At 51.8% G+C, this 20949-nt stretch carries 20 protein-coding genes; 16 read left to right on the top strand and 4 right to left on the bottom strand.

Annotated elements, in window-relative coordinates:
• The first annotated feature begins 25 nt into the window (after positions 1-25).
• From essC to BLT01_RS03265, 13 genes are all read left to right on the top strand, one after another.
• Positions 26-4501 carry a type VII secretion protein EssC gene (gene essC / locus BLT01_RS03325; RefSeq protein ID WP_092094585.1) on the top strand — a complete coding sequence of 1492 codons (4476 nt, stop codon included), beginning with the start codon at positions 26-28 and terminating at the stop codon, positions 4499-4501.
• A complete protein-coding gene (gene esaA, locus BLT01_RS03320; protein WP_176765018.1) occupies positions 4498-7473 on the top strand; it encodes a type VII secretion protein EsaA in 2976 nt (991 codons plus the stop codon). The genes essC and esaA overlap by 4 nt, the downstream gene beginning before the upstream one ends.
• Positions 7463-8008, top strand: a complete 546-nt coding sequence (locus BLT01_RS03315; RefSeq protein ID WP_092094581.1) for a type VII secretion EssA family protein — start codon at positions 7463-7465, stop codon at positions 8006-8008. The genes esaA and BLT01_RS03315 overlap by 11 nt, the downstream gene beginning before the upstream one ends.
• Entirely contained in the window at positions 8005-8361 is a 357-nt protein-coding gene (locus BLT01_RS03310; RefSeq protein ID WP_092094579.1) for a YwqH-like family protein, read from the top strand. Before BLT01_RS03315 ends, BLT01_RS03310 begins: the two co-directional genes overlap by 4 nt.
• Positions 8362-8376: 15 nt before the next feature.
• Positions 8377-8703: a YwqI/YxiC family protein gene (locus BLT01_RS03305; protein WP_092094577.1), complete on the top strand. Its 327-nt coding sequence runs from the start codon at positions 8377-8379 to the stop codon at positions 8701-8703.
• 17 nt (positions 8704-8720) lie between these two features.
• Positions 8721-10355 (top strand): LXG domain-containing protein, encoded by a 1635-nt coding sequence (locus tag BLT01_RS03300; RefSeq protein WP_092094575.1) that lies wholly within the window; start codon positions 8721-8723, stop codon positions 10353-10355.
• Between the two features lie 14 nt (positions 10356-10369).
• Positions 10370-11128 carry a hypothetical protein gene (locus tag BLT01_RS03295; protein WP_092094573.1) on the top strand — a complete coding sequence of 253 codons (759 nt, stop codon included), beginning with the start codon at positions 10370-10372 and terminating at the stop codon, positions 11126-11128.
• A 148-nt stretch (positions 11129-11276) separates the two neighbouring features.
• On the top strand, positions 11277-11795 hold the full coding sequence (locus BLT01_RS03290) for a hypothetical protein (RefSeq protein WP_092094571.1): 519 nt from the start codon (positions 11277-11279) through the stop codon (positions 11793-11795).
• 146 nt (positions 11796-11941) lie between these two features.
• A complete protein-coding gene (locus BLT01_RS03285; protein WP_092094569.1) occupies positions 11942-12397 on the top strand; it encodes a hypothetical protein in 456 nt (151 codons plus the stop codon).
• A complete protein-coding gene (locus tag BLT01_RS03280; protein ID WP_092094568.1) occupies positions 12394-12846 on the top strand; it encodes a DUF5085 family protein in 453 nt (150 codons plus the stop codon). Before BLT01_RS03285 ends, BLT01_RS03280 begins: the two co-directional genes overlap by 4 nt.
• A gap of 19 nt (positions 12847-12865) precedes the next feature.
• Positions 12866-13297 (top strand): hypothetical protein, encoded by a 432-nt coding sequence (locus BLT01_RS03275; protein WP_125903552.1) that lies wholly within the window; start codon positions 12866-12868, stop codon positions 13295-13297.
• Between the two features lie 150 nt (positions 13298-13447).
• Positions 13448-14191, top strand: coding sequence for a hypothetical protein (locus BLT01_RS03270; protein WP_092094565.1), 744 nt, complete (start codon positions 13448-13450; stop codon positions 14189-14191).
• Positions 14192-14345: 154 nt separating this feature from the next.
• Complete coding sequence (locus BLT01_RS03265) at positions 14346-15005, top strand: hypothetical protein (protein WP_245696862.1); 660 nt, start codon at positions 14346-14348, stop codon at positions 15003-15005.
• A 267-nt stretch (positions 15006-15272) separates the two neighbouring features.
• Here the strand turns inward: BLT01_RS03265 and BLT01_RS03260 are convergent, their stop codons facing one another.
• Positions 15273-15803 (bottom strand): helix-turn-helix domain-containing protein, encoded by a 531-nt coding sequence (locus BLT01_RS03260; RefSeq protein ID WP_092094563.1) that lies wholly within the window; start codon positions 15801-15803, stop codon positions 15273-15275.
• Positions 15804-15987: 184 nt separating this feature from the next.
• On the opposite strand from BLT01_RS03260, the gene BLT01_RS03255 reads away from it, so the two are divergent.
• The 3 genes from BLT01_RS03255 to BLT01_RS03245 are packed head-to-tail and all read left to right on the top strand — an operon-like array spanning position 15988 to position 18431.
• Positions 15988-16749, top strand: a complete 762-nt coding sequence (locus BLT01_RS03255) for a GTP cyclohydrolase II (RefSeq protein ID WP_092094562.1) — start codon at positions 15988-15990, stop codon at positions 16747-16749.
• On the top strand, positions 16736-17848 hold the full coding sequence (ribD, locus tag BLT01_RS03250; RefSeq protein WP_092094561.1) for a bifunctional diaminohydroxyphosphoribosylaminopyrimidine deaminase/5-amino-6-(5-phosphoribosylamino)uracil reductase RibD: 1113 nt from the start codon (positions 16736-16738) through the stop codon (positions 17846-17848). Before BLT01_RS03255 ends, ribD begins: the two co-directional genes overlap by 14 nt.
• Position 17849: 1 nt before the next feature.
• Positions 17850-18431, top strand: coding sequence for a 5' nucleotidase, NT5C type (locus BLT01_RS03245; RefSeq protein WP_092094560.1), 582 nt, complete (start codon positions 17850-17852; stop codon positions 18429-18431).
• 40 nt (positions 18432-18471) lie between these two features.
• Here BLT01_RS03245 and BLT01_RS03240 read toward each other — a convergent pair whose 3' ends face one another.
• The 3 genes from BLT01_RS03240 to BLT01_RS03230 all read right to left on the bottom strand — a co-directional run bounded on the left by BLT01_RS03240 (position 18472) and on the right by BLT01_RS03230 (position 20812).
• Positions 18472-19134, bottom strand: coding sequence for an HAD family hydrolase (locus BLT01_RS03240; RefSeq protein ID WP_092094559.1), 663 nt, complete (start codon positions 19132-19134; stop codon positions 18472-18474).
• Positions 19135-19173: 39 nt separating this feature from the next.
• Positions 19174-19536, bottom strand: a complete 363-nt coding sequence (locus BLT01_RS03235; protein WP_176765017.1) for an SCP2 sterol-binding domain-containing protein — start codon at positions 19534-19536, stop codon at positions 19174-19176.
• A 64-nt stretch (positions 19537-19600) separates the two neighbouring features.
• Positions 19601-20812, bottom strand: coding sequence for a DUF819 family protein (locus tag BLT01_RS03230; RefSeq protein ID WP_092094557.1), 1212 nt, complete (start codon positions 20810-20812; stop codon positions 19601-19603).
• Between the last annotated feature and the right edge of the window lie 137 nt (positions 20813-20949).

Genomic DNA, 20949 nt, shown 5'->3' with positions numbered 1-20949 from the left:
GAAAGGATAGGAGGTGAACGAATCCATGCAGCAATTGTGGGTCCATTATTCGGAGTACTACCAAAAAATCGATTTCGATGAATATGCCGCGAAGCGGATGTCAATAGGGCCCTCCTCCGATGACACGGTAACCGTTCTCGATTTCCCATTTACCAACGGAACCATCACGCTTGAAGGCGGGGACGACGGCTATCGTGTCAGTGACCGGCAGGGGGACATCGGTTTTCTCAAAATCGGAGATCAGCTGACCGCCCTGCAGAAAGGCCGGTCACTAAATATTGCGATCACCCCGGCGCCACGCAAAAGCGTAAGCTATTTTATCGGCTTCGAAAACCAATTGGTGTTTGCCACGGAAAATCCCGAAGCGACAGTAAACTTGACAGGCACTGGCCAACCCGGAGGAGCCGATAACGTTGTCTTGCTGAAAGGGACGGACGGCTGGTCGGCTGACGTGAAGTTCGGCAACCCGGTTTACCTGAACGGAAAGAAGACATCAGGGGCGGTGCGGCTCTGCGAAGGGGATGTGATCCAGTGGCTCATGCTGGAGATCCGACTGGCAGGGAACGACAGAATAGAGGTTGCTTCACCCTATTCCTACAGGACGGCCCTTCCGGTTTTTGAAGAGCCGGAATCTGAGGTGAAAAAAACCTACCCGGTCTACCGGCGCACCCCGCGACTGATCCACCAGGCGCCCGATGATAAGGTATCACTGTCTTTCCCGATGCAGGAACAGCCGGATGAGGGGAGGGGGCTCTGGCTGGTTATCCTGCCTCCGCTCGTCATGCTGATTGTCATGTCTCTGGTCGTGATCTTCATCCCCCGGGGGCTGTTCATCCTGATATCCATCTCGATGTTCACCGTGACGATCATCACGTCGACTGTCCAGTACTTCAAGGAACGAAAACGCCGAAAGCTTCAGGAAGAAAAGAGGCGCAGGGTTTACAAGGCGTATCTGGAAAATATGCGTGAGGAGCTTCATGAACTCCGTGAAGGCCAACAGAGGATGCTTGACTACCATTTCCCTCCATTCCACGAACTAAAGCGGCTGACGGAAGGACTGTCGGGCAGGATTTGGGAGAAGGCGAGGGACAATGCGGACTTTCTGCAGTTCAGATTAGGGACCGGCACGGTGCCGGCAAGCTACAGTCTTTCGCTTTCAGCGGGTGACCTTGCCAATCGGGAAGCGGATGATCTCATCGAGCAGTCGAAACGGATGGAGGCAGTGTACCGGGAACTTCGGAACGCTCCGATCACAGCCGACCTGTCCAAGGGGATGATCGGGATGTTCGGTAAGGAGGAAGTCATCCGGAAGGAGATCGGCCAAATTATCGGACAGCTGTCCTTTTTCCATAGCTATCATGATGTCAGGTTCATCTATGTGTTCGACACCGCCCGATATGGAGAAGTGGAATGGATGAAATGGCTGCCGCATTTCCAACTGCCGCACATGAATGCGAAAGGGCTGATCCACGATGAACGGACCCGTGACCAGTTGCTGGGATCGCTCTACGAGATTTTGAGGGAGCGTGACAATGATGAGAACAAAGGCAAGATACGCTTTTTGCCCCACCTCGTATTCATCGTGTCCGACTACAAGCTGCTGTCGGAACATATCATCATGGAGTTTCTTGAAGGGAAGGACCATGAAGCCTTGGGCATTTCCGTCATCTTCACGGCCAACGCGAAAGAGCGGATCACGGAGAATGTTCATATGCTGGTGCGGTACGTCAATGACCGTGAGGGTGATATTCTCATACGGGATGGGATCGCAGCGGACACCCGTTTCAGGCTTGATGCGCAGGAAGTGACAGGGAATGAACGGTTCGCGCGGATGCTGCGGACACTTGACCATCAGACGGGGGTGACCAACTCCCTGCCTTCGATGGTAAGCTTCCTTGAAATGTATGGCGTGACGGAAGCGGACGATTTACCGATCGCTGAAAACTGGCGTGTCAACGAGTCTGCACGCTCACTGGCAGCCCCTGTCGGATACAAGGGACGAGAGGACCTGATTGAGCTGAACCTCCATGAGAAGGCCCATGGTCCTCACGGGCTTTTAGCCGGAACCACAGGCTCGGGGAAGTCAGAGTTTCTTCAGACCTATATCCTTTCGCTGGCGGTCAAATTCCATCCTCATGAAGTCGCATTTCTGCTGATCGACTACAAGGGCGGGGGCATGGCCCAGCCGTTCCGCAACATCCCGCACCTGCTGGGCACCATCACCAATATCGAAGGAAGCCGGAACTTCAGTGACCGTGCCCTTGCCTCGATCAAGAGCGAGCTCAAGCGCAGGCAGCGGCTTTTCGACCGGCATACCGTTACCCATATCGATGAATATACCGAACTCTATAAAAATGGAGAGGCACAGGAGCCGATGCCGCATCTGTTCCTCATCTCGGATGAATTCGCCGAGCTGAAGACAGAAGAGCCGGAGTTCATCCGTGAACTTGTCAGTGCGGCCCGAATCGGCCGAAGCCTGGGGGTCCATCTGATTCTGGCGACACAGAAGCCGGGCGGCATCATCGACGACCAGATCTGGAGCAACGCAAGATTCCGGATCGCCCTTAAAGTGCAGGACGCTTCAGACAGCAAGGAAATCCTGAAAAACGGGGATGCGGCGAATCTCACCGTGACCGGACGCGGTTATTTGCAGGTCGGCAACAATGAAGTGTATGAACTGTTCCAGTCAGCCTGGAGCGGGGCGCCTTATCAGAACGAAACGCATGACGGGGAAGATGAAGTGGCCATTGTCACCGATCTCGGACTGGAGCCGCTTACCGGCCTGTCCGCTGTTGCAACTGGCAGACGAAGCGGCCTGACGGAAATCGAGGCCGTGACGGCTTCCATCGCATCGACTGCGGACGGGCTTGGAATCCGGAGGCTCCCAAGCCCATGGCTGCCGCCGCTTCCTGGACGGATTGTGAATGCAGGCGGCTATCGATACGACGGCAAAGGCTTCGCCATCGCCGTCATCGATGAACCGGAAAAGCAGAGCCAGCGGGCAGTCGGCTATGAACCGATGGCCGACGGGAATGTCGGCATCTTCGGGTCGGCCGGCTACGGCAAATCCTATACGCTGCAATCGCTCCTTCTGGGCATTGCAGGGGTCATGACACCGGAAGAGGCGCATTTCTATCTTCTGGATTATGGCAACGGGACGTTGCTTCCGCTCCGCCAGCTTCCGCACTCCGCAGACTATCTGACCCTCGACGAAGAGTTGAAGCGGGACAAGCTGGTCCGGATGATCCGGGCGGAAATCGGTAAGCGGAAGCAGTTGTTCCAGCAGGCCGAAGTCAGCTCCATTCGCATGTACAATCAGATTTCCGGGCGGCCCCTGCCGTTGATCTATCTTGCAATCGACAACTACGACATCATCCGTGATGAGCTGGAAGAACTGGAGCTGCAGATGAGCCAGTTCAGCCGGGACGGCTCGGCGCTGGGCATCCATCTCCTTCTTACGGCGACCCGCCCGCAGTCGGTCCGCCATCACCTCATGAACAATCTGAAGGTGAAGATTGTCCATTACCTCATGGACTCGTCCGAAATGTATGGGATGATCGGGCGCCCGCCATTTACGCCGGAACCATTTCCGGGACGGGCGATTATCAAAACCGAAGAAACACAGTTCGGCCAACTGTTCCTGCCGGCGGATGGAGCGGATGATTTTGGCGTCCTGAACGGAGTCAAGGCGAAGGTTCAGGAACTCCGGAGGCAGTATGCAGGGCAAGATGGCCCATCTCCGATTCCGATGCTGCCGGCGGAATTGCCGGCACACCGTTTCGACGAACTTGCCGGGCTTGCCGCCGCTGCAGGCAGGATACCGATTGGTCTGGACGAAGAGTCTGTCCTGCCGGTTTCGGTCGACTTCAGCAAACACCGCCATCTCCTTTTGGTCGGTCTGCCCGGCCGGGGCAAGACAAATGCAATGAAGCAGTTGCTCCGGACGGCCAGAAAGCAGCAGACGGGCCCGGTCGCAGTATTCGACTCGTTCGAGCGAGGCCTATCTGATTACGCCCAAGACCCTGGCGTCACCTACGCAGAGACGAAGGAACAGTTGGAACAATGGATCAGCGATGCGGAAATGTACTTGCAGGAGGCTGAAGCCGCATATGTCGCAGCGGTGCAAACCGGTTCCGCATTCCGTCCCGTCCCTGTTTACCTGTTTATCGACGGATATTCGAGGTTCATGCAGACCGTGGACTCCCGTATACAGGAAAGGCTTGTCAAACTCATGAAAAACTATGGGCATCTCGGTTTCAATGTGGCCGTGTCCGGCAACAATGCCGAGTTCGCGAAAGGCTACGATGCATTTACGAATGAACTGAAACTTGTCCGCCAGGCACTCGTATTCATGAAGAAGTCTGAGCAGACGCTCTTCAACGTTCCATACGAACGGAAAGAAGCCGAGCTTCCTGCAGGCTTTGCACACTACATCCTGAACGGGAACAGCACGAAAATCATGATTCCGTTATGCACAATGGAGAAGGAGAACGTACGATGAAAAGCAACGTCAAAAAAGCGGCACCGATCATTGGGGGGATCATCGCCATCCTCGCGCTGCCTGTCCTGTTTTTCGGGTTCATGTCGGGCAGTTTCACATCGTTCGCCAAACCGGCGGAACGGACAATCGCCGTAGTCAACGAGGACCTTGGCAGTGAACGGGAAGAACAAAAGATCGAGATGGGAAAAGAGGTCCTCTCCATCCTCTCGGAAGACTCCGAATATAACTGGGAAGTGACTGGCCGGGGCGCTGCGGAAAGCGGGCTGAAATCAAACCGTTACGATGCCGTCCTGTATATTCCATCCGACTTTTCTTCAAATATCATGTCCTATGATGAACAGAATCCGCAAAAAGCTGAATTCAATTACACCATCCAGCAACAGAAGAACGCGGACTCGAAACAAAACGTACTAAAAGAGATTGAGCGCGCGACAGAACGCGTCAACAGCAAAATATCCACGATGTACTGGAGCTACGTCGCTATCGAAATGGATCATATCAAGAAAGAGTTTTCATCGGTCCTGGAAAAGGAAAGTGAGTTCCTGGACGCCATGGTCGCGTACTACGACCCGGGATCTTCTGAACTTGCGGATGTCATGAAGCGGCAGCGCGAACAGATGGAACAACTGAGGGAGACCATTGAAGGTGCAGCCACTCAGGACCATGCAGCCCGTGTCGATCATGTCGAGGCATTCGAGTCCGAACTTTCGGGATTCCTACAGAATGTCCAGTCCTACCAGGCATTCCAACTGGAACAGCGCAGCATCCTGGAAGATCTTCAGTCGGACAGCATCGCGAAAATCCAGCAGATGGCTGCAGGACAGGCGGCGGAGTATGACGAAACCGTCCGCCGCCTAAAGGAAAATAACGGCCAAATGGCTGCGCAATTGGAAAAGATAAATAAGCAGATTGCAGCCAATCAGGAGAAGTTCAGTGACCTTGAACAAATCCGCCTCAAACAGGCAGAACGCCAGGCTGAAGAAATTCTCGCGCTGCAGGGAACGGCGATTGATGAATACAACGACACACTGATAGGTACCTTGCAGGAAAATATTAAAAAAGGTGCCGGTTCTATTATTCCTCCTGTAGAAGTAGAGGATGAGGATTTACCCAAACCTGGTGACTTCAGCGATATTTTAGACGAACTTGAAAAAATGTCCGAAGAGCACGAAAAAGAAGAACCGACACCACCGGAACAGCCAGAACCGGAACCCCCTGCTGAAGGGGACGGACTGCCTTCTCTTGAAGAAGAAAAGGAAACCATCACCGCACTGGCCGCATCGATCGATGGGCTGAAGCAACAGATCGTGGAAGAACAGCCGGAGTCAGAGATTCCGGTCCGATTGGATGAATTGTCCAGTCAGCTTTCAGATGTGAACCAGTCCATCGGGGCTAAGGAAGAAGAGGCCGAGAAAGAAGAAAACGGCAATGGCAACGAGGGCAACAATGGAAGTGGCAGTGGTAACGGCAACAGTGAAGAGGAAGCCAAAGAAAATGTTGCAAAAGTTGCTGCGGGCTACTACGGTGAATTGTTGAGCGCTTATGAACGGCTCATGGCAATCTATTCGGAGACGAAACTGTACCTCGAAGACTATCCGGAAGATGCAGTCGCGATCGTCCGGGAGATTGAACGGAAAGAAGCGGGACTTCTTGAGTCGAATCTCCTCTCACCGGAACGAAAGAAGGAACTGAGAGGACTGTTCAAGCAGGCGCCGGCAGCCAAAGATCTTGACTCACTCCTAGTTTACTATGCGACTCTGGAGCAAATGGCGTTCACCCTAGATGAAGATCGGAAGAACGGGCGCCAGCAGCGGAAAGACGAAGTACTGAAAGACGAGATCATCCAGACGCTGACGAAAAACGTTGCAGCTCTGAAAGAAGAGGAATTGCTCCAGTGGGCAAAGGTCAGTGAAGGGCTTCCTGAGACAGGTGCGCGTGTTGAAGAGTGGAATTCTTCATTCGCTGCGATTGTCACCGGATATGAAGAGTCCGTCGGTATGCAACATGTGAAGCTTCTTGAAAATCTTCAGTCGATCGGAGATCAGGCGGATTCACTTCTTGCCCAGCTACGTGAACCCGGTACCCGCCTTCCGGGCAGCGAGCCGGAGATCTCCGCAAACGAAGGAGAGCTTGTCTCCGGCCAGCAGACGATTGGCATGCAGCTTCTCAGTTTGAGTTCGACAATGAATGCAGTATCGGAAGGTCAGGACAGTATTGTCGGCTATGCCCGTGAGCTCCAGGGCAAAGCGGAAGGCTTTGAAAACGCGACCGATTCGTACAGCAGAACATGGCAGCAGAACCTGGAAGCGATTTCGGCATTCAATGAGGACGTTGCAGGATTCCTCGACAATACGTACGTGGACGGACAGGAAAATGGATATGTTTTCGATCACTTCACCAATCCGCTCAGTGTCAGAGGCGAGGCGGTTGCAGGAGAAGAGATGAAAAAAGTGCCGCCGGCTATCCTATTTGTCATCCTGATGATCACCAGCCTGGCGATTGGATTCTTCAGTCATAAGATGCGGGAAGGCACCCCGTTGCTCCGGACTGGAATGCTTGCATTGTTGAGTGGGATTAGTGGACTGATCATCAGCCTCTACAGCGTGAATATGTATGCGCTAAATGACCAGCGGGCGCTGGAATGGACGATTTTCACCATTCTCATCGTCATTGCGGGAGCGGCGCTGATCAGTGCGGCGCTTGATGCGGCTGAAACCGCGGGCTGGATTGCGGCGATTGGGCTGGTCTGCCTGTACATCGCCCCACTACTGAAATTGGGTGTTCCGGAAACCAACATTCCGGATATCCTCTCGCCGGTTTATATGTCGATCAAGTATGACCCTGTCACTTTGTTTGACTCCGGAGCTGCAATCGCGGGTATTTCGGCAGTTATTCTGCTGATTGCTGCATGGCTCGTCAAAAGGTGGCGTACCGGTGAAACCATCATTCAGGAAGAATCGTATGAAAGTTAAGCGTGCCGGAGCCGTTCTTCTGGCAATGATTTTCTGCTCATCGGCAATTCCCGCAGCCGCAGACACGGGGGAAAATCCGGGCGACTCGCTGGACCCGCTTGAATACAAGTCGCTTCCATTCAGAAAGAAGACGGAATACCTGCATGACAGCAGAAAAGTTGAGATGAAAAATACCCTGACCGAAGCACAGGTCAATCTTGACTTTTCTGAACCGGTACGGTTCAAGTCCTCTATAGAGGTTTCAGACTTATTTCTTGAGCCGGGGCGTCCGGAAACAGGGACGGCGGCAGCAAAGGCTGCAGAGCTTGGCCTGTTCACTAAATCGGCAGAAACAGCAGCGGGGCAGTCCGGCAAGACGGCAGATATTCCGGATGAGCCAACCGGTGATCACCGAATCCGTACCTATATTTTTATCGGCTTTATAGGAGCGGCGATTTTTGGGCTCTTCGGCCTGATGATTCCCGCTATGCTGAAAAGCAGCAAGGAAGCACCGACTGTCAGCCGCAAGAAAGAAACGGAGGAGAAACTCGCATGATCTCGTATTATCAGATGCTGGTGGAGGAAAAGCGACAGCAAGTCCGGCGGTTGAACAGCTGCAGGGGGGAACTGCAGGGGAAACAGGGCGAATTCCAGCAGAGTGAGCCGAAGTGCATGGAGCCCGAGCTGACACCGAAAACCTGGCACGGAAATCTGGCCAAGGCGTTTGATGAAATCCGGCAAATCGGCATCAAGACACCTTACCGGGATGTGTCCGGCCCCCAATTCGATGCCGCCTATGCAGCGATTTCTGTGAAAATCACGAAGTTAGAAGCGGAGATCGCCTCGCTTGAAGCCATTATCGCCCAGCTGCGCGCAGCGGAGGCTGCGGCACGAGCAGCCAAATCCTGATAAGGAGGATCACTGATGACAGAAATCAAAATGGTCTATGACGAAATCCGTCCCGTGATCGACGATCTGTCGAGCAAGGCGAATGCTCTGGACCCGTCGGCCCCCGAACCGATTTCGGGAAATACATTGGACGTGTCCGACAAGCTGAATGAGCTGATGACCCATCTGGAGCAGATGCTGATCCGCTACAGGACCGTCCTCCAGGCAAATATCGAGACCACAAAGAACTCCGTGAAGTTCATGGAAGAGACCGACAACCAGGTGGCGACCGCCATCGACGGAAGCGGCGGATCCTCCGGCGGCCAGGCGCCGCACAGGAACGGTCCTGTGCCGATCCGGTAACCGGGGAGGAGAATCCGATGAAGATATTGGACGTCACACCGTTTCAGGAAGGGCTTGCCCGAAACCAGGAGACACTGACCCGCATACAGGAAGAGATGGATGCCATCCGGACCGCTGCCCAGCAGCTTTCCGACTTGGGTGACTCCCTGACCGGAGAGGGCGGAGAGTCGATCAAAGCCTTCTACCGGGAATGCCATCTGCCATTGCTTGAGACTTTTGCGAATTTCAAGAATACGTTTGCGAGCACGATGAACAGCATCAAGTCTTCCCAAGAAACGCTTGAGCCGGCGCCCGACGGCTACATCATGGAGAGTTTTCTTGAAGGAGAAGTTGATACTGGACTGACGACCATTTCTACGACCACTTCCAACCTGACCTCGGACGCAAACGGCATCATGGACTCCGTCGCCGACATCGTGGCACTTCCTCACTTGGACGACAGCGAAGTCCAGGAAGGTGTCCGGGATGCCAGGAAGAAAAAGGAGGACACGGTCACAGACCTGAATGAATTCGATTCCACACAGACGAATTCACTGACGTCTATCGAGAATGACATACTCAGGATGGAACTGTGGGTGCTGGATCTGGAAGGCGCCATGCAGGACGGTTTGTCGCCGGTTGATTTCCCTGAAGAGGACTGGGCAGCCTTTGCCGAGATCCATCCATTGAACACCGGTCAGAACAGCGTGCCGATGGAGACGGAGACGGTCGAGGATAAGGAAGAGTCCGGAGAGTCGGGGGATGTTAATCAAACAGAGGCTGGGGGAGTCTCCCATACTGATGTTAAATCGACTGTTGGGTGGTTAAAAAGAATCAGGACAGGAGCAGAAGGCGGAATTTCTGCATTCGGATTATACCAAGCGCAAAAACATGGGTTGTACGGGATGACCAAACCTGTTTCAGGTGGAGGTTCAGGTTACCGTATTGTTGCTACGAGGAAAGCATTAGAAGCTCTTGGAGTTAATATAGACGCAGATGCAAACCGACAACTCAATAAGAATTTACCGAAAAACCCAAATAAGAAGTGGAAAGATTTCCACCATCAAGCTGCTGCAACAAATACTGCTTATTTAAAGTTTGCAACCAAGAAGCAAGGGACTAGCGGTTGGTCGACAGTTGGTGAAGAAGTATTAGCGAAGCATCCATCCCTAGCCTATTTTAATGATGAAGCGGGATTGATGCAGAAATCAAAAACAATTGGAATGGCAACCCTTAAAGGTGCCGGAAAGTCCTTCAAAGACATTGTTGATGTTAAAGGAATTTCACAGGAATTTAAAAAGGTGAAAAGTGCAGAGAACGCAGTTGGAAAAGGAGGAAGTCTTCTAAAAGGCGCAGGAAAAGCACTTGGACCAATTGGTGCGGGAGTTAGCTACTACAGTAACTACCAAAATGCGGAAGAAGAAGGCCTCACCGGAGGACAAGCCCATGCTAAGGCGGCCAAGGACACGGCAATTGAAACAGCTGTGGGAGGGGCTGTACAAGCAGCCTCTGTTGCAGTCTTTACAGCGGCAGTCCCTATTCCAGGTGTGGGAACTGCCATTGGTGTAGGAGTCGGTATCGTTGCAAATACATTGTTAAACAAGAAGTTTGGCGGGGATGAGAAATCTGAGGGAAAATCTGCTATGGATATAGTAAAAGGTTGGTTTCATTAAAGGAGGAAGCAGCTTTGCTCCAAGAAAAAGATGTGTTTGTGTTAAGAAAGCCGCTTGAATCGGGGCGGCAGAGTCCCAAAGCATTAGGAGGAATCTTGTTCATTTTTGCGTTTTTCCAGGCAGGTCTGTTCGCGTTAGAATATTATGTCGCGGCGGACGGGACGATCCATCCTATGAAAGAGCAAATCTTGGAAGTACACTTTTGGATCACTGCTGTACTTTCTCTATCAGCATTGGTGTGCTCCTTACCGTTTATCTATAAAAAAGCAGAGCGACTTCAGTATTTAGTCTTAATTTTGATCAGCCAAAACACGGCGGGTGCCATCCTCCCAATATGCGCACTGTTCATTATGGGAAACGAGCGTTCGGATGCCACTGCTGCTTCAATCTTAACAGCCACATGGGTGGTACTTTCAGCAGGATTGCTGATTTTTGTATTAACGGCAATCCGTTTTTGGAAAAAGCTTAAAAGAGGTGATTATAGGGAGGGTACAAAGGCTGACATACAGAGGGAAGCCTTGGAATACAAGTCTTTTGCACCCATGGCCACTGTTGCCGGGCTAGGACTATTTTTTGTCTTGCAATACACAATTAGAATGTCCGGTTGGGCAAGTATGGAGGATATGATTTTAATTGTAATAGGTATTGGCATTTATTTTGCTATGATGTTTGTCCTGCCGGAACAATTATTTATCCTGTATTGTAAATATCGGTTTAAGAGCTTTAATTTTTCTGAATCCGGCAGACTTAAACAGGTAGAAGAAATAAGCTGAAGGAAGACCGGAAATTATGATCAGTAGCGTTAACTAAGGAGATTCTACGTTTAAGCTAAGTACGCAGTCGGCCGAGAAGTTTGTTGTATTCAGTAGATCGTTAGAATCAGGGCGCCAAAGTCCTGCCAACTTAGCCGGGAATTTTATCGTGGCTGCGTTTCTGTCGGCTTTTATGGTCGGCATGGAATACTTCTTCGCAATCTCTGGCACCGCACACCCATGGCAGGATAAAATATTGTCCGTTCATACATGGTTCACGGGGATCTTGATTGTCCTGTCGCTAATTCTGGCGGTTCCTACGGTTTACAAAAGGGCGGAAAAACTCCAGTACCTTGTCTCGATACTTGTTTCACAAAATCTTTTTGGCCTATCCTTTTATATATGGGCACTTCTTTTGATAGCAGAGGAAGGAAACGGAATGTCGGCAGAGACAATTCTGGAAGTGACACGGTGGACACTGGCCACTGGTGCAATCGTGCTTTTACTTACCTTTATCCGCCTGATTGTAAGGATTTATAAAGGGAAGTACCGGGAAGGTTCCGCCCAGGATGAGATTAGAGGTAGGTTTGAATATAAATCCCATTTGCCGGCAGCTGTAGCTGGGGGGCTTGGGATATTCTTTATTCTCCGTTATTCTGATCACTCATACAAACTCTGTGGGTGCTGACATTCTTCTGATTGTCTTTATCGGCTTGTTCCTGTTTTATATAATGTTGTTTGCCGGAACAGCTGGTGATCCTATACTGCAAATTCCGATTCAAGAGTTTTAACTATTACACGAAATAAAAAACACCCGAAAAAGGAAGTGGGGACATGGCGATTGAACGGCGCCCGCTCGTCTTTGATCACGTGCTGACGTATCGGACGGAACAGCGGAAGGCAGACTGGCAGGAACCTCTTGGTCTGCTGGAGTCATTCGTGCTCGACAAAGGGGTCTACAAGAATGGCCCGGCTTTCTTTACCTTCGTGCCAGGATCAGAAAACGAATCAACAGGCACGTTCACCTATTATCAGCCGGTCAACGGACCGCTGGATACCGATGAGGAAAATGGCTTCGGATACGAGGTGCGTTTCCATTCCGGGGATGCACTGGTCATGCGGCAGGCGGAGCAGGAAGCCGACTTTGACGCGGCTTACGTAAAGGTTCAGGACGTTGCCGCACAGGAAGGGCTTGTCCTTGGCGAGACATACTATTGTGTTCTGCTCGATGTCTACGGTGACATCATGATCGACCTTGTCGTGCCGCTGGAAGGCGGTCGTCCGGAATGATCGTCGCTGAAAACCGGTCCATCACCCATCGCAACATCGTATCCAAGCTGTACAGTTTTGTACCGGCGGAAATCGGAATCGCCCTTGAAGACTTCCGGGGTATTCTGGAACAGCACGGCGTGACTCCCGACGGCAGGCTGTTTTTCACGATGCTGAGTGAACCGACGGCCGATGTGATGACGGCGGAATTGTTCATGGGCATCGAAGAGGACGACATCACGGTGCCCCCTGGGGAGGACGTGATGTTCCGGAGCTATTTCGAAGTCCGCAATCTCCACACGATCCGTCTCATGGAGGACATCGATGCCCAGTCACAAGTGGCTTACTGGGAACTTGCGAAGCATGTGGATACAGGAGGATATCATCAGACGACGCCTGTATTCGTGGAGTATAAGCAGTCCCCGCAGGATGGGACTTACGTGGAAATGAGTGTCGGTGCTGTACGGTGAAAGGACGGTCAGGTTGTACATGGAACCGCTAAAGATCCAACTGCAGAAATACGACCAAGGGGAGTTCACTAACCCGGGAGCGGAGCAATTTTATTCCGGTCTCCAGGAATGGGCTGCCGAGAATCCTGACGGCGGAATCGAACAGGATTTCAGCATTCAGGTGCTCGGGGTGACGGCGGACTCATCGATGCTATTCGTCGCGATCAACCGGTTCGGCGTCCCTGTTAAAAATGTCTCTTTTGTTTACTCACTGGGGCTGCGGAGCGGGGAATGGATATGGAACCGGGTTCGGATCCATCTTTCCGAAGATCAGGTGGGAGTGATCATGCCGGACCGCGCCATGCCGTTTCTGATTGACCTTTCTCCTGAGCAGGAAGCGCTGTTCGACCGGATGACAGAAAGGAACCAGGTCGGGGAGTTGGAATTCTTTACATATGACCGGGTAGAGTAACGTCTGGAGGGGAAAATGAACTGCAGATGAATCCGAGCATATCGGCGAACTGCAGTTTTTCTTTTTCGGCTTGTTGTAGAGGCTGGTTTCATTAAGGAGGGAAGCAGCTTTGCTCCAAGTGGAAGAAGTGTTTATGAGAGGGTTAGAGATATGAATAACACTAAGCAAATTGAAGATCAGAGAAACTACGCAGCCCTCCGCAAACCCCTGGAATCAGGAAGGCAAAGCCCCCAGAACCTTGCGGGTAATATGGTGCTAGCTGCAGTTCTCCAGGGAGGACTGTATGCTTTGGAGTATTATGTCTTTGCTTATGCAACCGACCATCCATGGAAGCGTCAGATTCTGACGGGACATTTTTGGTTCACCGCTATTTTGATCGCCCTGTCATTAATTTACTCATTGCCTGTTGTGTATAGGAGAAGCGAGAAAGTGCAGTATTTGGTCAGTATCTTGGTTTCTCAGAACCTGTTTGGAATCACATTTTATATCTGTGCACTTTTATTAATAGCAGAGGAGACAGATTCTTCAGCCGAATCGATGATTACCTTCACCTGGATTAGCCTGACGTTCGGCCTATTAGTGTTTCTGCTGGTTTTTGCAAGGTTCATCAGGAAAATCCGGCGGGGAGATTATCGTGACGGATCCCGTCAGGAATCGATGCGTGAGACGATTGAGTACAAAAGTTATCTCCCTGCTGCAACTGCTGCCGGACTCGGGATATTTTTTATCCTGCAATATGTGATCAGGCAAAACGGATGGACGGATTTTGACAGCCTCGTCTTTGTTCTTATCGGTTTCGGATTATTCTATGTGATGCTGTTTATCCTGCCGGAGCAATTGGTCATCCTGTATTGCAAGTTCCGGTTCAAAAGCTTTAACTACTACACTAAATGAGCATTTCAGTTCTGATCGCTTAGAGGGGACGCTTACGTTATCTTTTTGATATTCAAGAAAACATGGTCGGTTGAAAGGCGGGTGGCCCGTGAACAGTAATGATTTTGAAGTATTGAGAAAGCCGTTTATCTCGGGCAGGCAGAGTCCGTCCAAATTGGGAAGCATTTTGCCGCTGGCAGCAGTTGCCCAGACGGGTTTGTATGCGCTGCAGTATTGGGTCACATCCGCTCAAACCGTACACCCGAAGAAAGATGATATCTTGCAATGGCATTTCTGGATCACAGCCCTTCTCGTGGCCCTGTCATTGATCTATTCCATCCCGCCGGTTTATCGCAAGTTTGAAAGGGGACAATATCTAATATCCATTTTTGTTTCACAGAATATCTTTGCAGTGAACGGATATCTTATCGCTTTGTTTATTTTGGGCCTTAATGGGACGGGGATTTCACCGCAGCGCCTGATGACGCCCACTTGGATCACGTTAGGGATTGGAGCCGCTGTTTTTCTTCTCTCAGCTATTAGGTTCCGGAGCAAGCTGAAAGAAGGGGCTTACCGTGCAGGAACAAGAGTGGATCAGGCAAGGGAGAATCTCGAATACCGATCCTATTTGCCGATTGCTGCGGCTGCGGGTCTCGGCATTGTCATCACCATGCAGTCCTACATCCGAGCAACCGGCCTTGAGGGGCTCAATGAAATGACGGCAATTATTCTTGGGCTGGCAAGCTTTTATGTCATGCTCGTTGTTCTTCCGGAACAGCTCGTTATTCTTTACTGCAAGTATTGCTATCCTGAATTTAACTTCTATATAAAATGAACAATTGCATTGAACATGATTAGCGTGGTTGCTTGCAGTGGAGGCGCGGACTCCTGCGGAAAAGGAAGGGCGGAAAGACCCTGCAAGGGGCTTGATGCCTTCCCCGCGGAAAGCCTGCGCCGGAACGTAAAGCAACTGCACACTATGGATGTTAATTTTGTTTAATCGATTCTATATACTAAGATTTCTGCCTTCATATCATGACTATGGGAAATGCCAAAAGCACCGTGCGGAAATATCCGCGCGGTGCTTTTGTTCGGAATCATTTTATTGAATGCCCTTCTCGGAATGGACCGCAATAAGCAGAATGGCCTCGGTGTCTCCGATGTTTTTCACAAAGTGGGGCACGCTGGCGTTCCAGCTGAATGAATCGCCTTCTTCTGCGATGACCGAGTCCTCTCCCTGTTCGGCCAGGACGGTGCCTTTCAGGACGACATGGGCCTCCTCGCCTTCGTGGGCGATCGCTTCTCCGGTCGAGGCCCCGGGCGGCAGTTCGACGTGCATCATCCGGAGGCCGCTTTGGGAAGTGAGGTGCTCGATCTTGATGTTATTGAACGACGTGTACACCCGCTCGGCTTTCCTCACAACTTTCATGTGTTCCTTTTTCTCCAGAAGCAGGTAGGGGAGAGGAATATCGAGAAATGCCGCGATGGCCTGCAGCGTATTGAGGGAGGGCGAAGTATGGTCGTTCTCGATGTTGCTGATGAAGCCTTTGGACAGTCCTGCCTGTTCGCTCATCTGTGCAATCGTCAGTCCCTTCCGTTTGCGGATCGCACGTATTTTAGAACCAATCTCCATATCCAGCCCTCCCTGAAATCTTGATTTCGCATATAATCGTAACATGGATAAAGTGACGTTATCCATCATAGGGTGTTACTTTATAGAAAATAAATATTCATGTAAGAATACTTTTTCTTCAAGTATACAACCCATTAGAATGGCCAATCTAAGAAAAATTTATCGATATAAGGAATGATTTTATATGGTCCAAGCAAAGCTGGAAACCAAAGTGCTGGATGTTCTGAAAGAAAAGATTCAAATGATAGAAACCGGAGAAGGTGCCATCTATCTGGTAGGCCCGATCAGACTGCCCGTCAACCTTTACGGGGAGACGGTGGTATTCCAGTGGTATTGCTGGCTGAACCAATGCCAGGTGACCGAGGATTACCAGGAAATCATCGACCGGCTGTCCTCTGCAAATCTCGCGGAATACCAGCAGTCGAGCGTCCTGGTCTACGGTGATTTTGAAAACGCGGATGATGCCCTGATCCGCCTGCATTCTATCTGCCATACCGGGGATATCTTCGGCAGCAAGCGGTGCGATTGCGGCTATCAGCTCAAGCAGTCCATGAAGAATATCGTGGATCATGGAACGGGAGCCCTGTTTTATCTGGCGAATCATGAAGGCCGCGGAATCGGGCTGTTCTCCAAGGCGATGGCTTATGTTCTGCAGGAGCATGGCTACGATACCGTGGAAGCAAATGAAAGCCTCGGCTTTGTCGATGACTCCAGGAACTATGACGATGCGATCCGCGTCCTGAAGACACTGAGGGAAAAGCCGGTTACCCTCATGACCAATAACCCGAGAAAGTTGGATGCCCTTCAGAAGGCAGGCCTCCCGATTTCCGGACGTCAGCCGCTATGGGGCGATCGCTCCGAATTTAATGAAAAGTATCTGCAGACCAAGGTTCAGCGATCCGGACACTTGGAGGGAGGCTCGCTAGATCCAGATGACCAACCATGAATTTTATATGAATCTGGCACTTGAAAATGCCCGTGCGATGAAAGGGCAGACCGATCCGAACCCGCTCGTCGGTTCAGTCATCGTCAATGACAACCGGATTGTGGGCATCGGGACGCATCTGAAGGCAGGCGAACCGCATGCGGAAATCCATGCCCTAAGGATGGCCGGGGACAAGGCAAAGGGCGGAACCATCTACGTCACGCTTGAGCCATGTTCCCATCATGGCCGGACAGGGCCTTGCGCAGTCGCCATAGTAGAAGCCGGGATCCGCAAAGCCGTCATCGCCACCCTTGATCCTAATCCGCTAGTTGCCGGCAACGGGGTCAGGATCCTGGAGGAAGCCGGGATTGAAGTGACGGTCGGAGTCATGGAAGAGGAATCCCGCAGGATGAATGAAGTGTTCAACAAATTCATCGTGACACAAAGACCGTTCATCACGATGAAAGCGGGCAGCACACTGGACGGGAAAATCGCCACCCATACAGCCGACAGCAAATGGATCACGTCTGCAGAGGCACGCAAGGATGTCCATCAGCTTCGGAATGAATACCAGGCAATCCTGGTCGGCGTCAATACGGTGATTGAGGATAATCCGGAACTGACGACACGGATCCCGAACGGCCGGAACCCGATCCGCGTCATCCTGGATTCCACGCTCCGGGTTCCGCTCGAGTCCAAAGTGGTCACGGACGGGCAGGCAGAAACCTGGATCTTCACCGCGCAACACTACGACCGGGACGCGAGGGAAGTGCTGGAGGATAGAGGGGTTTCCGTTTATCCGACTTCAGGAACCGAGCGTGTGGACCTGGATGATGTCCTCCGCATTCTCGGGGAACAGCTGGTCTCCTCCGTTCTGGTCGAAGGGGGAGGCTCGATCCATGCGGCTTTCCTTGAGAATAAGCTCGTGGATAAAGTGGAGATCTACCTAGCCCCGAAACTGATTGGAGGCGCAAAGGCCCCTACATTCCTGGAAGGCACCGGCATCGGGCTGATGCGCGATGCCATTGAGCTGGACAATCTCGTGATCACGAAGATCGGGAAAGATTACAAGTTCACGGGCTATCCGAACTACAATACCGAACAAAATGAGGGAATCTGATTTGAAATTCGGCTTCGATATTGATGATACACTGATCAACCTGAGGGAACATGCCTTTCACCTGTACAATCGGAAATTAAACCGGAATGTCGACATTTCCCTCTTTTATGACCTGGACAAAGTGGAAATCCATGAACTGTTCGGCATGACGGCCGAAGAAGGCGGAAAGATGTGGAGGGGGTCGCTTGAGGATATCTATTACACAAACTGCCCGCCATATCCGGATGCCGCAGAAACGCTTCAAAGACTGGAAGAAGAGGGTCATGAGATTTACTATATAACGGCCAGGCCAAAGGAACACGGAAAGCGCACGATGGAATGGATGATCCAAACCGGTTTTCCGGTCCGGGAAGACAGATTCTATTACGGCATGAATGATGAGGACAAGGTCCATATCATCAATGAACTGGAACTTGACTATTATTTCGATGACAAGCCCGCCGTTCTGGAAACGCTTAGCGGCCGTCCCCTGAACGTGTTTGTGAAAAACCAGTCCTACAACCGGTACCTGAACATACCGAGGATCAATAACTGGTCCGAATTGTTCGAATTACTCTCAGAAGAACAAGAAGGACATCAGTAAAGGCACCTCCCGCGAATCCGCGGGAGGTGCCTTCTTTCGGTCATCCGATAATTTCCCATTTCCGTTCAGACGCGATGTTCCGGAGGCCCTCTTCCGGCCGGACGGCGACAGGGTTTCCGACGAGTTCAAGAACCGTCATGTCAGACAATGTATCGCCGAATGCCGCGCTTTCCTCCCACGCGACGGTGGAGTCTCCGAGAGCGGAGTGGATCCGTTCGTTTTTCCGTTCGCTCCGGATATGGTAGATGTTCGTCTGCCCGTCATAGGTAGCTCCGGAATACGGGATGTCGGTTCCGATGACATCATCGAACGGAAGATCCTTCACGGCCTCGCGAAGGAGCGGGGTGAAGGCGCCGGAGACGAGCATGACCCGGTCACCGGCTTCCGCGTGTTGGTGTACCCTCCGGACGACTTCCGGATTGAACCCGTCCCGCATCAATGCGGCCATGTCGCGAAAAAAGCGGGTCAGCTCCTCTTCCGAAATTCCCGAGAAAGGGGCGAGATAAGCCCGCATCGATTTTTCTTTCATGATAGGAGAGGGAACGAGCTTCATTTTGTAGCCCGTATACAAAGGCAGGATGCGCCTGAAAAACTTCCCGTATAGCTTTCCGTATTCAGGGTGGTGCTTCAGGTGGCGCATCATGAAGTCAAACGTCTCGTTTTGGTAAAGTGTCCCGTCAAAATCAAAGATCGCGACGCGCATGGTTCTGACCGTCCTTTCCTGTTCCGGGGCGAACCCCGTTTATCCGGAGAACTGATATTCCTTAAGCAGGTTTTCAAGCTTCAGCGCAAAGCCGACATTGCCAAGGACTTTCAGCTTGCCTGTCATGAATGCAGCCATGCTGTTCAGGTCACCTGTCAGCAACTTGCGGAAGTGCTTTCCGCTCAGTTCAAGGGTACAGGCCGGTTCACCGGCAATGCCGGGGAAGATCTCCGCCCGTCCGTTGTCGAGCAGCAGCTGCCAGCGGCTGACTTCGCCTTTTTCGTCGATGATGAATTCATACCGGACATGCTCATCCTGATAAGGTTCCGGTTTGGCATTTAGTTCCTGACCGATTTTTGCCCAGATCTCGTCAAGCGAGAGGGCATTCAGAGAGTTGCCCATGTTCATGCCCCCATCTTGTTAATAGGTACGTATCAATCTTAGGCAATGCGGAACATTTTGGCAATCACCATCCGCCCAGTGTTTTGCCGACGATGGTGCCGATGTAGTTGCCGATGATGTAGCCCATCGTGCCGACGAGCATGATGGGGACAATCAGGTCTTTCCATCCTTTTGCAATCGCCATGGCAGCAGCGGTGGTCGGCCCGCCGATGTTGGCGTTGCTGGCGACAATCATTTCCTCCAGGCTGAACTTGAACAGTCTGCCCACGCCGAATGTGACCACCATGTTGGTGAATACCATCAGGAGCACGAAGACGAGCAGGAGCGGCGCGTTCTGGATCAGGAGCGGCAGGGAAGCAGGAACACCGATCACGACAAAGAAGATGTAAATCAGGTATGTTCCGATCTCCTGGGCACCGTTCAGGCTGTCGAAAAACTTCGGAATGAGGGTGACTGCGGTGACAGTGATGGTTGTCAGCATCAGATAGCTATCTCCAAGAAGGCCGCCGAGTAGTTGCCAGCCTGCCCCTTCATCAGGAATGATGGAGCCGAAAAACTCCGCGATATTAAAGGAGACAGCGACAATGACAAAAGCGCTTCCTGCGGAGAGGGCAATGTCTTTCAGTGAGATTTCTTTGCGCTGCCAGTAGGAGGCAGCCGGCGTGCCTGACTCGCCATCTGCCGATTGTTCGACCCGGTCAATATGGGGCGTCCGGAAATTCCGCCGGAAAAAGCTGACTGCAGGAATGGCGATCAAGACAAAAAAGTAAAGCGCCATCATGAGGTTATCCGCGACAATGGTTGACGACAGCATCCCCTCGCTAACATCAAACTTGGCAGAAAGCGCGACCAGATTCACGCTTCCGCCGATGTAGGACCCTGTCATCACCGCCGTGATCAGAGCCAGTTCGGGGATGAACCCGCTTAACGCGAAAAATGCAATATAAGCGCCGACGACGGTCCCGGCAGAACTGATAAGAAACAGGATCAGCAACCGCCCGCTTTCGTTCCAGACCCGCTTCAGATTGGCCTGATAGAGAAGAAGCGGAATCGCCAGCGGAATGACGTAGGTCCAGACGGCGTCGTAGGCAGGGGCATCAGTCGGGATGATGTTCAGATTGGAAAGAATCAGTGCGCCGGCGAGGGCGATGATCGCGCCTGTCACTTTCGACGCCCATATGTACTTTTGTTCGAGGTAGATGCTCACGGCAGCCCATCCGGCAAGAAACGCCCAGAGTAGCCATGTATCCTCTGGTTTGATCAATGTGGTATCCATGCGGCACCTCGCTTTTTCCCACTATTATATAGGAACACGGAGACAGGAGGGAGGGGGCAGTGAAGCGAGGGGCGGGATCATTATCCCGGATTCAAAAAGAACCGCAGAGAGACTCTGCGGTTCAGACTGTAGACAAA

Origin of the sequence: Bhargavaea beijingensis, assembly GCF_900101985.1 — a bacterium.
Classification (GTDB): Bacteria; Bacillota; Bacilli; order Bacillales_A; family Planococcaceae; genus Bhargavaea; species Bhargavaea beijingensis.
Note: the sequence above shows the minus strand (reverse complement) of the source record. Positions and strands in the feature narration are given on the sequence as shown.

Excerpts from the sequence above, each read along its gene's own strand:
- ribD (WP_092094561.1), top strand. The coding sequence starts at position 16,736 with ATGACCAACCATGAATTTTATATGAATCTGGCACTTGAAAATGCCCGT.
- BLT01_RS03235 (WP_176765017.1), bottom strand. The coding sequence starts at position 19,536 with ATGGGCAACTCTCTGAATGCCCTCTCGCTTGACGAGATCTGGGCAAAA.
- BLT01_RS03300 (WP_092094575.1), top strand. The coding sequence starts at position 8,721 with ATGAAGATATTGGACGTCACACCGTTTCAGGAAGGGCTTGCCCGAAAC.
- esaA (WP_176765018.1), top strand. The coding sequence starts at position 4,498 with ATGAAAAGCAACGTCAAAAAAGCGGCACCGATCATTGGGGGGATCATC.
- BLT01_RS03280 (WP_092094568.1), top strand. The coding sequence starts at position 12,394 with ATGATCGTCGCTGAAAACCGGTCCATCACCCATCGCAACATCGTATCC.
- BLT01_RS03310 (WP_092094579.1), top strand. The coding sequence starts at position 8,005 with ATGATCTCGTATTATCAGATGCTGGTGGAGGAAAAGCGACAGCAAGTC.
- BLT01_RS03305 (WP_092094577.1), top strand. The coding sequence starts at position 8,377 with ATGACAGAAATCAAAATGGTCTATGACGAAATCCGTCCCGTGATCGAC.
- BLT01_RS03315 (WP_092094581.1), top strand. The coding sequence starts at position 7,463 with ATGAAAGTTAAGCGTGCCGGAGCCGTTCTTCTGGCAATGATTTTCTGC.
- BLT01_RS03230 (WP_092094557.1), bottom strand. The coding sequence starts at position 20,812 with ATGGATACCACATTGATCAAACCAGAGGATACATGGCTACTCTGGGCG.
- essC (WP_092094585.1), top strand. The coding sequence starts at position 26 with ATGCAGCAATTGTGGGTCCATTATTCGGAGTACTACCAAAAAATCGAT.
- BLT01_RS03270 (WP_092094565.1), top strand. The coding sequence starts at position 13,448 with ATGAATAACACTAAGCAAATTGAAGATCAGAGAAACTACGCAGCCCTC.
- BLT01_RS03285 (WP_092094569.1), top strand. The coding sequence starts at position 11,942 with ATGGCGATTGAACGGCGCCCGCTCGTCTTTGATCACGTGCTGACGTAT.
- BLT01_RS03255 (WP_092094562.1), top strand. The coding sequence starts at position 15,988 with ATGGTCCAAGCAAAGCTGGAAACCAAAGTGCTGGATGTTCTGAAAGAA.
- BLT01_RS03275 (WP_125903552.1), top strand. The coding sequence starts at position 12,866 with ATGGAACCGCTAAAGATCCAACTGCAGAAATACGACCAAGGGGAGTTC.
- BLT01_RS03240 (WP_092094559.1), bottom strand. The coding sequence starts at position 19,134 with ATGCGCGTCGCGATCTTTGATTTTGACGGGACACTTTACCAAAACGAG.
- BLT01_RS03260 (WP_092094563.1), bottom strand. The coding sequence starts at position 15,803 with ATGGAGATTGGTTCTAAAATACGTGCGATCCGCAAACGGAAGGGACTG.